Annotated in this window: 15 protein-coding genes; 9 read left to right on the top strand and 6 right to left on the bottom strand. The window is 60.9% G+C overall.

What is annotated here, in order from left to right; all coding sequences use genetic code 11:
• Positions 1 to 102 precede the first annotated feature (102 nt).
• Complete coding sequence (locus KUIN1_RS18525; protein WP_003404145.1) at positions 103 to 663, top strand: nitroreductase family protein; 561 nt, start codon at positions 103 to 105, stop codon at positions 661 to 663.
• On the opposite strand, the gene KUIN1_RS18520 is transcribed toward KUIN1_RS18525, so the two are convergent.
• From KUIN1_RS18520 to KUIN1_RS18500, 5 genes are all read right to left on the bottom strand, one after another.
• Positions 664 to 2,013, bottom strand: a complete 1,350-nt coding sequence (locus KUIN1_RS18520) for a sensor histidine kinase (RefSeq protein ID WP_011268526.1) — start codon at positions 2,011 to 2,013, stop codon at positions 664 to 666.
• A gap of 86 nt (positions 2,014 to 2,099) precedes the next feature.
• Entirely contained in the window at positions 2,100 to 2,585 is a 486-nt protein-coding gene (locus KUIN1_RS18515; protein WP_003404142.1) for a hypothetical protein, read from the bottom strand.
• Positions 2,586 to 2,749: 164 nt separating this feature from the next.
• The gene (locus KUIN1_RS18510) at positions 2,750 to 3,427 is read right to left on the bottom strand and encodes a response regulator transcription factor (RefSeq protein WP_003404140.1); all 678 of its coding nucleotides are present in this window, start codon (positions 3,425 to 3,427) and stop codon (positions 2,750 to 2,752) included.
• Between the two features lie 86 nt (positions 3,428 to 3,513).
• The gene (locus tag KUIN1_RS18505; RefSeq protein WP_003404138.1) at positions 3,514 to 3,813 is read right to left on the bottom strand and encodes a YciI family protein; all 300 of its coding nucleotides are present in this window, start codon (positions 3,811 to 3,813) and stop codon (positions 3,514 to 3,516) included.
• Between the two features lies 1 nt (position 3,814).
• Positions 3,815 to 4,411, bottom strand: coding sequence for a septation protein A (locus tag KUIN1_RS18500; protein ID WP_011268525.1), 597 nt, complete (start codon positions 4,409 to 4,411; stop codon positions 3,815 to 3,817).
• A 65-nt stretch (positions 4,412 to 4,476) separates the two neighbouring features.
• On the opposite strand from KUIN1_RS18500, the gene KUIN1_RS18495 reads away from it, so the two are divergent.
• The 8 genes from KUIN1_RS18495 to arfB all read left to right on the top strand — a co-directional run bounded on the left by KUIN1_RS18495 (position 4,477) and on the right by arfB (position 11,620).
• Positions 4,477 to 5,340, top strand: coding sequence for a PHP domain-containing protein (locus KUIN1_RS18495; RefSeq protein ID WP_003404134.1), 864 nt, complete (start codon positions 4,477 to 4,479; stop codon positions 5,338 to 5,340).
• 13 nt (positions 5,341 to 5,353) lie between these two features.
• Entirely contained in the window at positions 5,354 to 5,983 is a 630-nt protein-coding gene (locus tag KUIN1_RS18490) for an L-threonylcarbamoyladenylate synthase (protein ID WP_003404133.1), read from the top strand.
• A 119-nt stretch (positions 5,984 to 6,102) separates the two neighbouring features.
• Positions 6,103 to 6,801, top strand: a complete 699-nt coding sequence (locus tag KUIN1_RS18485; protein WP_170855934.1) for a segregation and condensation protein A — start codon at positions 6,103 to 6,105, stop codon at positions 6,799 to 6,801.
• Positions 6,802 to 6,816: 15 nt separating this feature from the next.
• A complete protein-coding gene (gene scpB, locus KUIN1_RS18480) occupies positions 6,817 to 7,584 on the top strand; it encodes an SMC-Scp complex subunit ScpB (protein WP_116830299.1) in 768 nt (255 codons plus the stop codon).
• Positions 7,585 to 7,888: 304 nt separating this feature from the next.
• Positions 7,889 to 8,080 carry a DUF1289 domain-containing protein gene (locus KUIN1_RS18475; protein ID WP_003314720.1) on the top strand — a complete coding sequence of 64 codons (192 nt, stop codon included), beginning with the start codon at positions 7,889 to 7,891 and terminating at the stop codon, positions 8,078 to 8,080.
• A 184-nt stretch (positions 8,081 to 8,264) separates the two neighbouring features.
• Complete coding sequence (rluB, locus tag KUIN1_RS18470; RefSeq protein WP_003314721.1) at positions 8,265 to 9,494, top strand: 23S rRNA pseudouridine(2605) synthase RluB; 1,230 nt, start codon at positions 8,265 to 8,267, stop codon at positions 9,492 to 9,494.
• A 271-nt stretch (positions 9,495 to 9,765) separates the two neighbouring features.
• A complete protein-coding gene (locus KUIN1_RS18460; RefSeq protein ID WP_003404128.1) occupies positions 9,766 to 11,175 on the top strand; it encodes an amino acid permease in 1,410 nt (469 codons plus the stop codon).
• A gap of 31 nt (positions 11,176 to 11,206) precedes the next feature.
• Positions 11,207 to 11,620, top strand: coding sequence for an alternative ribosome rescue aminoacyl-tRNA hydrolase ArfB (gene arfB / locus KUIN1_RS18455; protein ID WP_116830300.1), 414 nt, complete (start codon positions 11,207 to 11,209; stop codon positions 11,618 to 11,620).
• A 1,042-nt stretch (positions 11,621 to 12,662) separates the two neighbouring features.
• Here arfB and KUIN1_RS18435 read toward each other — a convergent pair.
• Entirely contained in the window at positions 12,663 to 13,862 is a 1,200-nt protein-coding gene (locus tag KUIN1_RS18435; RefSeq protein ID WP_024642710.1) for an MFS transporter, read from the bottom strand.
• Between the last annotated feature and the right edge of the window lie 117 nt (positions 13,863 to 13,979).

Below are 13,979 nucleotides of genomic sequence, written 5' to 3'. Positions count from 1 at the left end.
GAGGACCGGCTGCAAGCGCAGAGGTAACGAATTGTCCGTCGCACTCGTTATTGACGCTAAACAGGCTCTAGAATGCTCGATCACTTTTCAAGGAGACAGTCCATGCAGGCGCTCGACGTTTTGCTCAATCGTGTATCGGTTCCACGACTGGTCGACCCGGCCCCGGACGCTGCGCAGCGGGAAATCCTGTTCGGTGCCGCATTGCGCGCCCCGGATCATGGACAGCTCAAGCCGTATCGTTTTCTGACGGTCGAAGGCGCGGCCCGTGAGCGCATGGGCGAGATGCTGGCGCAGGCGCTGCAGGAGAGTGGCGCAGAAGTTACCCCGCAGGCGCTGGAAAAGGCCCGTCTTGGCCCGTTTCGCGCACCCTTGGTGGTGGTCGTGATCGCGCGCTTGCAGGACCACTTCAAAGTCCCGCACTCAGAACAACGGATCACCGCCGGATGCGCCGCCCATGGTGTGTTGCTGGCAGCTTATGCACTGGGTATCGGTGCGGTCTGGAGGACTGGCGAGCTGTCCTATGCGCCGCAGGTAGCCAAAGGCTTCGGCCTTGAAGCCGGCGAAGAAGTGCTCGGCTTTCTGTATCTGGGCACCCCGCTGAACCCGCCGCGCGAAGCACCAAAAGTCGATACGGGCGGGTTTGTCAGCGAGTGGCAGGGCTGATCAGACCGACGATGAACCGAGCGGCTCTCTGGGCAGATCCAGCGTGGCGATAAACCCGCCGTCCGGGTGATTGCCCAACATCAGAGTGCCGCCATGTCGTTCCGCTGCGCGTTTGGCGATCGCCAGCCCCAGACCGTGACCCGGCGTGGTCTGGCCGGGGGCGCGGTAAAACGGCTCTCCCAGTTGTGTCAGGTGTTCGTCGGCAACCCCCGGGCCATGATCACGAACGCTCAGACGGATGTGATCGCCCACCAGCGTTGCCTGCAGATCGATGCTCTGGCCGCTCGGGTTGAAGCGCAACGCGTTGCGCAGCAGGTTGTCCAGCGCACGTTCGATCATGTCCGGCCAGCCTTTGAACTGCAGGTTGTCCTGCACCTCGACGCGAATATTCTGGTCGACACCGTCCAGCTGTGTGTCACTCTTCAGGCGCTGCAGCAGGGCTTCGATGTCGACGGGCTCAGGGCCACGAAGCTCGGCGTCGAGGCGTGCGAGGGCCAGAATCTCGCTGATCAACGCCTCCAGCCGGTCACATTCACGACCCAGCCGTGGCCAGAGCTTTTCACGCTCGGCAGGCTCCGCGCGTTCCGCCAGCGCCAGAGCGATGCGCAACCGGGCCAGCGGTGAGCGCAGTTCATGAGACACATCGCGCAGCAACTGGCGCTGGCTGCCAATCAGGCTTTGCAGGCGCGCACCCATGCGGTTGAAGTCCTTGGCCAGCACGCCGAATTCGTCACGGCGGTTGGCCAGCTGTCCGAGGCTGTGCTGTTGATAGCTGGTTTGCCCCAGGTCGTACACTGCGCCGCGCAGGCGGCTCAGCGGTCGGGTAATCGACAGCGTCACGAACAGGCTGAACAGGGTCAGCACCACCAGGGCAATGCCCAGCGCGCTCAACGGCCACATCAGACTCTGACGGTGCCACTCGTCGAGCTCCGGGTGCGGAACGCGGTAGATAAACAGGTAGGTTTCGCCGGTCTTCGGGCTGCTGTACTCGGTGGCCAGGCGGCGCCAGGGCAGTTTGCGCCCCTGATCGTCGTCTTCCCGCTGCCGCGCTTCCAGGGCTGCGGCGCGGGGCGGGAAGGTGCCGCGCACCATCGGCTCGCCGCTGTCGCTGAGCACTTGCGTGTCGATACGATTGCGTCGTTTGATGTCCTGAAGAAATTCCTGAGCGTTATCCGCGCCCTTGTCCTCGAAGCGTTGCGTCCACTGTTCGGGCAACGAGTTGAGCACCGGATGACGACTGAGGATCCACGCATCCTGATTGAGCATATGCCCCATGAGCACCGACAGGCCGCCTACCAGAGCGATGGCCAGCCAGAAGCTGGCCAGGATTCGCCAGAACAATGAACGCACGGGATTTCCTCGGTCTCAGTAAAAAAGCCCGGCATGCGCGCGCATGCCGGGTTGTGTTCAACTCACCGGGCCGCGAGGCCTGATGGTTACAGCGTTTTTGCTGCTTTTGCCGCTTTCCAGGCCTTGAACTCGGCCCATTCGGCGCGACGCTCATCTTCTTTCTTCTTGATTTCGTCAAACAGCTTCTGCTGGTCAGGCCTCAGCAGTGCACGAACTTCGCTGTCGGTCTTGGAGCGTTTGGCTTCGATTTCGTCGTGCATTGCTTTCTGGTCGGCAGCAGGCATTTTTTCCAGGTAGCTTTGAGTGATTTCGCGGCGCTCATGCTTTTGCTCGCGCATCAGGCGTTCGATCTGCTGACGCTGTTCACGTGTCAGGTCCAGCTCAGCCATCGGTCCCATCGGGCCAGGGCCGCGATCCATACGTGGGCCAGGGCCTGGGCCGCGGTCATCGCGATCCATGTGCATGGCAGGTCCGTCAGCATCCGGGCCACCGGCAGGTGGTGCTGGTGGTGCAGCCATGGCAATGGTCGGCAGGGCAGTGGCAAACATCAAAGCGATCAGGGTCTTGCGCATTGTGTATCTCCTTGTCTCTAGTGCGGCTCGATGCCGATGAGCCCAGTCTAGGGAGATCAAGGTCAAGCGCAGTCAGCGCTTGGTAAAGCTTGTGTAAGGGGCAGCTGCAAGTTGTCAGCTTCAAGCTTCAAGCCAGAAGCGCTCTGCTTGTAGCTTGCAGCTGCTCAAAGAGCATAATAATAGCCGCGGCTGCGCAGTGCGACGATGCGCGGGCGGCCGTCGGCGTGCGGGCCGATTTTCTTGCGCAGGTTGCTGACGTGCATGTCCAGACTGCGGTCGTACAGGGTCAGTTTGCGGCCCAGGGCCAGTTGCGCCAGTTCCTGCTTGTCCAACGGCTCGCCGGGCTGGCGCATCAGCGCTTCCAGCAAACGGCTTTCGGACACGGTGAGGGTCAGTTCCTTCTCGTCGACACTGACCACGCCGCGCATCGGGCTGAAAGTCAGGTCGCCCAGTTCGAGCTGGCTGGACGACGCCACCGGATGGCTGCGGCGCAGCACGGCGCGCAGGCGGGCGGTGAGTTCGCGAGGGTCGCAGGGCTTTGCCAGGTAGTCGTCAGCGCCCAGCTCCAGACCCAGAATACGGTCCAGCGGCTCGCCGCGTGCCGAGAGCATGACCACCGGCAGGTCAGGGTGTTCGGCGCGTAATTGCTTGAGCAATTCCAGACCACTGCCATCGGGCAGCATCACGTCCAGCACCACGGCCGCCGGGGCAGCGTCGGCCAATGCCTTGCGCGCGCTGTTCCCGTCGTGACAGGCGCGTACCTGAAAGCCTTCCTGGCTCAGCCAACTGCTCAGCAGCTCGCACAGCTCCTGATCATCATCAATTAGTAACAGCTCGCTCATGACTCACTCAATTGGCCACTACCGGGGTGCAGCGTGACTCTGCCTCGATCAGAAAGCAGAGCTGTTAAGAAGTCGGTCGGGCAGGCTCAGGGCATAACCTGCTTGAACGGCTTGACCACGACGTTGGCGTAGACGCCTGCGGCCACGAACGGATCGGCTTCGGCCCACGCCTTGGCGGCGCTTTGCGATTCGAACTCGGCAACGATCAGGCTGCCGCTGAAACCGGCAGCGCCCGGGTCGTTACTGTCGACTGCCGGGTGTGGACCGGCCAGCACCAGACGGCCTTCATCCTTGAGCGCGTTGAGGCGCTCCAGGTGTGCCGGGCGAACGCTGAGGCGTTTTTCCAGCGAGTTTTCGACGTCGGTGGCGATGATTGCGTAGAGCATGTCAGTCCTCGGATTTGGGCGTATTGGGAGTGGTGTCATGCAGGTGGCGTGACAGGTAGATCCCCTGGCCGACCAGGAAGATCAGGGTCATGCCCAGACTGCCGAATACTTTGAAGTCGACCCAGAATTCCTGATAAGTGAACGCCACATACAGGTTGGCTGCGCCACAGAACAGGAAGAATATGATCCAGGCGATGTTGAGCCGCGTCCAGATCGCCGCCGGCAGGGTCAGTGCATGACCCATGATGCGCTGGATAAGCGGACGGTCGCCGATGAAATGACTGCCGGCGAAGGCGACTGCAAACAGCCAGTTGACCACCGGTGCTTTCCATTTAAGGAAGGTTTCGCTGTGGAAGGCCAGGGTCAGGCTGCCGAACACCAGGCACGCCACCAGGGTGAGCCACTGGCTTTTTTCCAGCTTGCGCTGTTTGACGTAGAGAATGCCGTAGACCACCACCGAACTGATGATCAGCATCGCCGTTGCACTGAAAATGCCGCCTACCATATAGGTATTGCCGAGGATATCCACGGCGCGCGGCTCGGTTTTGTAAACGATGAAAAACAGCAGCAGCGGGATGAAGTCGATGAATTGTTTCACAATGGCAGCCAGAAGCAGGATGTGGCGGCATAATAACAAACATCAATGAACACGAAAGCATCACTATGAATGTAGACCTGCACTGCCACAGCACCGCTTCCGACGGGGCGCTCTCGCCCACGGCACTGGTTGCGCGTGCTCATGAAAACGGCGTGCGCGTCCTTTCGCTGACCGACCACGACACCCTCGAAGGGCTTGAAGAGGCCCGTGCGGCCGCGCATTCATTGGGTATGCAACTGGTCAACGGGGTGGAGCTGTCCTGCACCTGGGGCGGGGCGACCATTCATATTCTGGGGTACGGATTCGATACCCGGGCCCCGGCGCTGACCGAAGCCATCAGCCGTTTGCACGAAGGACGCTGGCTGCGTGCGGAAGAAATCAGCCGCAAACTGGCGATCAAAGGTATGCCAGGGGCGCTGGAAGGCGCGCGCGCGATTCAGCAGGAGCTGGGTGACAGCGGTAATGCGCCTGCGCGTCCGCACTTTGCCGACTTCATGGTGCGCTCGGGCTTCGTCAAGGATCGCGCCGAGGCATTTCGCAAATGGCTGGGCGCGGGCAAACTGGGCGATGTGAAACAGCACTGGCCGACGCTGGAAGACACGGTAGCCACCTTGCGGGCGTCGGGTGCATGGGTCAGCCTCGCACATCCTTCACATTATGACTTTACCCGCAGTAAACGGCGTAAACTGGTCGGCGATTTCGTCCAGGCCGGTGGGCACGCCATAGAAGTGGTCAATGGCATGCAGCCTGCCGATCAGGTCGGCACCCTGGCCATCCTTGCCCGCGAGTTCGGTCTGCTGGTTTCCGCCGGCAGCGACTTCCACGGTCCTGGCACCTGGGGCGAAATCGGCACTTATCGCCCCGTGCCTGAAGATCTACCGCCTTTGTGGTGCAGATTCAAACATGAACAGCCTACTGCCTCCGTCTGAACAGGAAGTAATCGTGAGTCAATTTTTCCAGGTCCATCCGGAAAACCCGCAGCCGCGCCTGATCAAACAGGCCGCTGAAATCATCAAGGCCGGCGGGCTGGTGGTGTACCCGACAGATTCGTCCTATGCACTGGGTTGCCAGATCGGTGACAAGAGCGCCATCGAGCGTATCCGCCGCCTGCGCCAGCTGGACGACAAGCACAACTTCACCCTGATGTGCTGTGATCTGTCGCAACTGGGGCTGTTTGCCAAGGTCGACACCGGCGCGTTCCGCGCACTGAAGGCGCACACGCCAGGGCCATACACCTTCATTCTCAACGCCACCCGCGAGGTGCCGCGTCTGGTGCTGCACCCCAAGCGCCGCACCATCGGCCTGCGTGTGCCAAGCCATCCCATCGCCCAGGCCCTGCTGGAGCAATTGGGCGAGCCGCTGATGAGCGTCAGCCTGATCATGCCGGGCGACAGCGTGCCCCTCAGCGATCCCTATGAGATGCGCCAGGTTCTCGAGCATCAGGTCGACCTGATCATCGATGGCGGGATCGGCGGTATTTCGGCGTCCACGGTCATTAACCTGGCTGAGGGTGAACCCCAGATCGTTCGGGTTGGTTGCGGTGATCCGACGCCTTTCGGTGAACGCGCCTGATGACAGCCGTCGAGTCGGTGGACAGCCAGGCAGACGCCCAGCAGGAACTGCCGTTCGCGCTGGTCTATGGGCGTGCTGTCACGCAGATGCCGCTGGACCTGTACATCCCGCCCGACGCGCTGGAGGTTTTTCTCGAAGCGTTCGAAGGGCCGCTCGACCTGCTGCTGTACCTGATCCGTAAACAGAACATCGACATCCTCGATATTCCCGTGGCCGAGATCACCAAGCAGTACATGGGTTACGTCGAGCTGATGAAAACCGTGCGGCTGGAGCTGGCTGCCGAGTATCTGGTCATGGCCGCCATGCTGGCCGAGATCAAATCGCGCATGCTGTTGCCGCGTTCGGCGGAAGTCGAAGAGGAAGAAGGCGATCCGCGCGCCGAGCTGATTCGCCGCTTGCAGGAATACGAGCGCTTCAAGGCGGCCGCCGAGGGCATCGATGGCCTGAGCCGGGTGGGGCGCGATGTCATCGTGCCAAAACTGGACGCTCCAGAAGCCCGTGCACGCAAGTTGCTGCCGGATGTCAGTCTCGAAGAAGTGCTGATGTCGATGGCCGAAGTGCTGCACCGCGGCGACATGTTCGAAAGCCACCAGGTCAGCCGCGAGGCACTGTCCACCCGCGAGCGCATGAGCGATGTGCTGGAACGTCTCAAGGGCGGCGGTTTTGTGCCGTTCGCCGAGCTGTTCACTGCCGAAGAAGGGCGTCTGGGTGTGGTCGTGACGTTTATGGCGGTGCTTGAGCTGGTCAAGGAGTCCCTTGTCGAGCTGGTCCAAAACGAGCCCTTTGCGGCGATCCATGTCCGGGCGCGAGCCGAGTAGAGCTAAAACACACCCATGAATCTCAACGAACCTCGCGAACTGGCCCCGTTGCTTGAAGCATTTCTGCTGGCCTCCGGAAAACCGCAGACGCTGGAGCGGCTGTATGAGCTGTTCGAGGAAGGCGAGCGCCCTGAACCTCCGGTGTTCAAAAAGGCACTCGAGGTGCTGCGCAAGTCCTGTGACGGGCGCGCCTTCGAGCTCAAGGAAGTGGCGTCGGGTTATCGTCTGCAGATTCGTGACCGCTTTTCGCCGTGGGTCGGGCGGTTGTGGGAAGAGCGGCCGCAGCGTTACTCCCGGGCCATGCTGGAAACCCTCGCGCTGATCGCCTACCGCCAGCCGATCACGCGGGGCGAGATCGAAGATGTGCGCGGTGTCGCGGTCAACAGCCACATCGTCAAGACCCTGCTCGAGCGCGAGTGGATTCGCGTGGTGGGCTACCGTGATGTGCCCGGCAAACCGGCCATGTTCGCGACCACCAAGGGCTTTCTCGACCACTTCAACCTCAAAAGCCTCGACGAACTTCCGCCGCTGGCCGACCTGCGCGAAATGGAAACCGAGCCAGTGCTGGATTTCGAAGAGGCGCCGGTGCCTGCGCACCTGCAAGCCCTGGCCGACGCCAGCCTCGACCCGGACGCAGAGCCCGAAGCCCCGCGTGACGAAACCAGCTTCCGCAGCCTGCTGGTGGAACTGGACTCGATGGAGCAGGGCCTCAAGACCGACTTCGATGACCTGCTACGCGCGGAGCCAGAGCCTGAAGACGACAAAGGCGACGATGAGGTCTGATTGACTAGCGCTCCCACGCTGAAGCGTTCAGCGTGATACACAAGTCTCGTGGGAGCGAGCTTGCTCGCGAAGGCGATGGTGCAGGCTCGCTATTTTCGGATTCTGTAAGGGCCCTTTCGCGAGCAAGCTCGCTCCCACAAGACCTGTATGTAGCCATGAGCGATCTGCGTCCTCTTGATACCTCGTCCTGGAGCGTGCGGAACGACAATCAGAACTGCCCTGCCAACGCCCGATGCACTTCGGTCGAATTCATACGCCAGCCCAGGGTCACATCTGATACCACTCGCCACGAGATTCGCTGCCCATGAGTTCGACCAAGAACCCCTGCATCAGCCTGTGCAAGTTCGATGATGACATTTGTCTGGGATGCGGCCGCAGCAAGCGCGAAATCAAGTCCTGGAAGAAGCTCGACAAGGACGACAAACGCACGGTGCTCGATGAGTCTGCCAAGCGGCTGGCGAAGCTCAAGACCGCCGGTCGTAAAAAGAAGAAGTGATCCGGGCATTTGCCGCTGACGCCGGATGCGTAAACCGGCGCAGGGGCGTATGATGGCCGACCCTCGGCGATCAAGTGTCGCCCGGGCTTTCAAGTATTTCGCCTTGCCGCTATCCACAGCGCGCCGGGCACAGGTCTTGCCGGTTCTCGGCCAGCCCTGATTCGACACACCGGGAGGTGCCCAGATGAGTGAAAAAGACAAGCAGGACAGCCAGGAAATCGGACCCGCAGGCGAAAAGCTGCAGAAGGTTCTGGCGCGCATTGGCGTGGGTTCACGCCGCGACGTGGAAGCCTGGATTACCCAAGGCCGTATCAAGGTCAACGGCAAGGACGCGACCCTCGGTCAACGCGTCGACCTGCATGACGCCATCAGTGTCGATGGTCGCGTCATCAAGCGCGAAGAAGCGGCCGAAACGGTCCGTCGCGTCATCATGTACAACAAGCCCGATGGTGAAATCTGCACCCGTGACGACCCTGAAGGCCGTCCGACCGTGTTTGATCGTCTGCCGCGCCCGAAAGAAGGCCGCTGGATCAACATCGGTCGTCTCGACATCAATACCACCGGCCTGCTGATGTTCACCACCGACGGTGAACTCGCCAACCGCCTGATGCACCCGTCGTTTGAAATGGACCGTGAATACGCGGTTCGCGTGCGTGGCGAAGTCGATGACGACATGCTGCTGCGCCTCAAGAACGGTGTGATTCTCGAAGACGGTCCTGCGCGCTTCACCGATATCCAGCAGGCACCGGGCGGCGAAGGCTTCAACCACTGGTATCACTGCGTGGTGATGGAAGGCCGCAACCGCGAAGTACGTCGTCTCTGGGAATCCCAGGGGCTGGTGGTCAGCCGCCTGAAGCGCGTGCGTTACGGGCCGGTGTTCCTCAACTCCGACCTGCCGATGGGTCGCTGGCGCGAAATGAGCCAGTACGAAGTCGATATTCTGGCCGCTGAAGTCGGTCTGCAACCTGTGGCCCAGCCGCAGATGAATGCCAAGACCAAGGACAAGATGGAGCGTCTGCAGCGTCAATCGTCGCGCCCTCTGGGCAAAGGCGAGCGCGTTCGCACCTTGCGTCCGGCTGCTGGTGCTCCGGCGACCGGCGGCGAGCGCGCACCGCGTCAGCCACAAATCACCGGCAGCGAGCGTGATCGCCCGCGCGGTGGCGATTCGACTCAGCGTCCTTCGCCGCGCAAGGATTCGGGCAAGCCCGGTTCGCGCGCGCCGCGTCCGGCCGACAACAGCCGTGGCACGCCGGTCGCCGAGCGTCCGAGCGACATGAACAAGCGTCCGGCCAAGCCGGGCCCCAAGCGTGTCGGCATCAAGCTGGTCAACGATGATGCGCCGTCAGGCAAGCGTCGTGGCCCACCGGCAGGTTCAGGTCAGCGTCCGGGCTTCGGTCGTCGCAAGCCCGAGTGATCGCGCGGTGTGAATGAATGGCAGCGCCAGTCCACAGGGCTGGCGTTGTCGTTTTCGGCGCTCTGAAAAGTGCGGTCACACAGCCGCGGCACCTCGACCCCCCTGTTTTGAACCTCAGCCGGGATGCACGTGTACAATGCTGCGCTTTTTTCTGTGAAACAGTGCTGTTCAACGCTCCGGGCCATCCGCCTCGAACGCTGCAATTCTGTTGCGCCACGAGCGCAACAGGTTCTATTCCGTCACAGAACACGATCGATCAGGTGGCTATTGAATGAGTGAAACAACCTCACCCTCGGGCGAACTGAAACGTGGCCTGAAGAATCGACACATCCAGTTGATCGCCTTGGGCGGTGCCATCGGGACAGGCCTGTTTCTCGGTTCGGCGGGCGTGCTGAAATCAGCCGGGCCGTCGATGATTCTCGGTTATGCCATCTGTGGCTTCATCGCTTTCATGATCATGCGCCAGTTGGGCGAGATGATCGTCGAAGAGCCGGTCGCCGGCTCGTTCAGCCACTTCGCCCACAACTACTGGGGCGGTTTCGCCGGGTTTCTGTCGGGCTGGAATTGCTGGCTGCTGTACATCCTGGTCGGCATGTCCGAGCTGACTGCCGTCGGCAAATACATCCATTACTGGTTGCCGGACATCCCGGGCTGGGTATCCGCGGCAGCCTTCTTCGTGCTGATCAATGCCATCAACCTGACCAACGTCAAGGTCTTCGGCGAGACCGAATTCTGGTTCGCGATCATCAAGGTGGTGGCGATCATCGGCATGATTGCGTTGGGCAGCTACATGCTGGTCAGCGGTAGCGGTGGCCCGCAGGCCTCGGTCAGCAACCTCTGGGAGCATGGCGGATTCTTTCCCAATGGTGTCAGCGGTTTGGTGATGGCGCTGGCAATCATCATGTTCTCCTTCGGCGGCCTGGAAATGCTCGGTTTCACTGCTGCCGAAGCCGAACAGCCGAAGACCGTAATTCCCAAGGCGATCAACCAGGTCATCTACCGCATCCTGATTTTCTACATCGGCGCGCTGGTGGTCCTGTTGTCACTGACGCCGTGGGACAGCCTGCTGGCCAGCCTGAATGCGTCTGGCGATTCCTACAGCGGCAGCCCGTTCGTGCAGGTGTTCTCGATGCTGGGTAGCGACACGGCGGCGCACATCCTCAACTTTGTGGTGCTGACGGCAGCGCTGTCGGTCTACAACAGCGGCACCTATTGCAACAGCCGCATGCTGGTGGGCATGGCCGAGCAGGGTGATGCGCCCAGGGCGCTGGCCCAGGTCGACAAACGCGGGGTGCCGGTCAAGGCTATCTTCGCCTCTGCCGCGGTGACACTGGTCGCGGTGCTGCTCAATTATTTCGTGCCGCAGCAGGCGCTGGAACTGTTGATGTCGCTGGTGGTGGCCACGCTGGTGATCAACTGGGCGATGATCAGCTACTCGCACCTGAAATTCCGCCAGCACATGAACCGCACCGCACAAGTGCCGCTGTTCAAGGCGCTGTGGTATCCCTATGGCAACTATGTGTGCCTGGCCTTCGTGGTGTTCATCCTCGGCATCATGCTGATGATCCCCGGCATCCAGATCTCGGTGTATGCGATCCCGGTGTGGCTGGCGGTGATGTGGGTCTGTTACCGGGCCAAAAACAGGCGTAGCGTTGTCGTGCCTGCCGAGTCTGGCAAATAGCCTTGTCTGTTTCCGAGAAGAAGAGACCCCGATGCTGGTGATTTCCAACAACGTTCATCTGCCCGACGCCGAGATCGAGTTGACCGCTATCCGTGCCCAGGGCGCGGGTGGGCAGAACGTCAACAAGGTCTCCAGCGCCGTGCATTTGCGTTTCGACATCAACGCCTCGTCGCTGCCGCCGTTCTACAAGGCGCGGCTGCTGGCGTTGAGTGACAGCCGGATCACCAGCGACGGCGTAATTGTGCTCAAGGCTCAGCAGTATCGAACCCAGGAGCAGAACCGTGCCGATGCCTTGCTGCGCCTGAGCGAGCTGATCGTCAACGCGGCCAAGGTCGAAAAGAAACGCCGCCCGACACGCCCGACCCTCGGCTCCAAGACCCGGCGCCTGGAGTCCAAGAGCAAACGTGGCTCGATCAAGGCCGGACGCGGGAAAGTGGATTTCTGAGGTGTTTTTCAGTCTCGTGCCACGCAGTGCTCAGCGCTATACAAAAGTCTACGCTTGATTCTGGCCGCAGGCCGTGGGAGCGAACTTGTTCGCGAAAGGGCCCGTACAGTCGCAGAAATTTTGGCGTTCAAAACAATGTCTTCGCGAACAAGTTCGCTCCTACAAAAGCCCCGTTCCCACGCTCGAACGTAGGAGCGAACTTGTTCGCGAAAGGGCTCGTACCGTCGCGGAAGATCTGGCGTTCAAAACAATGCCTTCGCGAACAAGTTCGCTCCTACAAAAGCCCCGTTCCCACGCTCGAACGTAGGAGCGAACTTGTTCGCGAAAGGGCCCGTACCGTCGCAGAAGATTTAGCGTTCAAAACAATGTCTTCGCGAACAAGTTCGCTCCTACAAAAGCCCCCGTTCCCACGCTCGAACGTAGGAGCGAACTTGTTCGCGAAAGGGCTCGTACCGTCGCGGAAGATCTGGCGTTCAAAACAATGCCTTCGCGAACAAGTTCGCTCCTAGAAAAGCCCCGTTCCCACGCTCGAACGTAGGAGCGAACTTGTTCGCGAAAGGGCCCGTACAGTCGCAGAAAATTTGGCGTTCAAAACAATGCCTTCGCGAACAAGTTCGCTCCTACAAAAGCCCCGTTCCCACGCTCGAACGTAGGAGCGAACTTGTTCGCGAAAGGGCCCGTACAGTCGCGGAAGATTTGGCGTTCAAAACAATGCCTTCGCGAACAAGTTCGTTCCTAGAAAAGCCCCGTTCCCACGCTCGAACGTAGGAGCGAACTTGTTCGCGAAAGGGCTCGTACCGTCGCGGAAGATTTGGCGTTCAAAACAATGCCTTCGCGAACAAGTTCGCTCCTACAAAAGCCCCGTTCCCACGCTCGAACGTAGGAGCGAACTTGTTCGCGAAAGGGCCCGTACCGTCGCGGAAGATTTTGCGTTCAAAACAATGTCTTCGCGAACAAGTTCGCTCCTACGCCCTGCGGGCAGCAGCCTGAAAACTCCGCTTTTCGGGCTCTTCAGGACCTGTATGACTATGAGCACCGATCATTACTGGCGCAGCACCTGCGCCTGTTTGTACAGATAAACGCTCAACGCCAGCCCGGTGAGTGACGCCAGTGCCGCGAACAGGAAGATCGAGACGAAGCCGAAGCCGGCGGCAATGGCGCCTGCCAGTGGACCGGTGATGCCCAGTGACAGGTCGATGAACAGCGAGTAGGCGCCCACTGCCGCGCCTCGGCTCGACGCCGGGACCAGATTGACCGCTTCCACGCCCAGCGCCGGGAACACCAGCGAGAATCCGAAGCCGGTCAGCGCCGCGCCAGCCAGTGCCAGGTCCGGAGTAGGTGCCAGCCACAGCAGCAACAGCCCCAGGCTTTCCACGGACATGCAGACAATCGCCACTCGAAAGCCGCCCAGGCGATTGATCAGGTTGCCGAACAGCAGGCGCGCGGCGATGAAACTGCCACCAAACAGCGTCAGGCACAGCGCGGCATTCGGCCAGTGGTTGCTCGCGTAATACAGGGTGATGAACGTCGCGATAGTGCCGAAACCGATACCGCCCAATGCCAGGCCCATGCCATGCGGAAACACTCGCCCCAGCACATGCATGAATGGCAGTCGCTCACCCTGCACAATAGGCGCCGGCTCTTTATGCCAGGTCAGGTACAGGCCCAGCCCGCACAGCAGCATGATGCTCACGCCCACTGTCCACAGGCCGAGTTCGTCAACCATCCACACGCCCAGTGGCGCACCGATGGCCAGCGCGCCGTAGCTGGCGATGCCATTCCAGGAAATGACCTTGGCGGTGTTCTGTGCGCCGACCCGGCCGATGCCCCAGCCAATCGAACCAGAACCGACCAGGCTTTCCGCAGCACCGAGGATCACCCGGCCAATCAGCAGAATCACCAGGCTCGCCATCGGCCAGCTGTCCAGCCACACCGGCACCAGCATGAACACACCGCTCAGCCCGCAACCGGTCAGCCCGATCTGCACAGCTTTCTTGCTGCCCAGATTGTCGATGATGCGACTCGACCAGGGCCGACTGATCAGCGTGGCCAGGTATTGCACGCTGATGACCAGCCCGGCGATGACTGCACCAAAGCCCAGATCACTGTGGACATAGCCGGGCAGAACGGCGAGGGGAATGCCGATGTTCAGGTAGCCGATAAAGGTGAACATCACGATGGACACGACGGTCAGGGTAACGGCCATCGGGGTTTGCGGTGTGTTTTGCTGTGTCTCGGACATGGGGCGGGCTTTCGTTCTTTTGCGGGCATGGCGTTCGAGCGGGCAGGGAAAACCCTTAGCAAGCTCTCGAAGTGCTCATCATACCGATGCATCGGGCGATGCAGGTGCAACAGATTG

This window comes from Pseudomonas sp. KUIN-1 (genome assembly GCF_009176725.1).
GTDB classification, from domain to species: domain Bacteria; phylum Pseudomonadota; class Gammaproteobacteria; order Pseudomonadales; family Pseudomonadaceae; genus Aquipseudomonas; species Aquipseudomonas fragariae.
The sequence above is the reverse complement of the archived record's forward strand: the minus strand, read 5'-3'. Positions and strand labels throughout refer to the sequence as shown.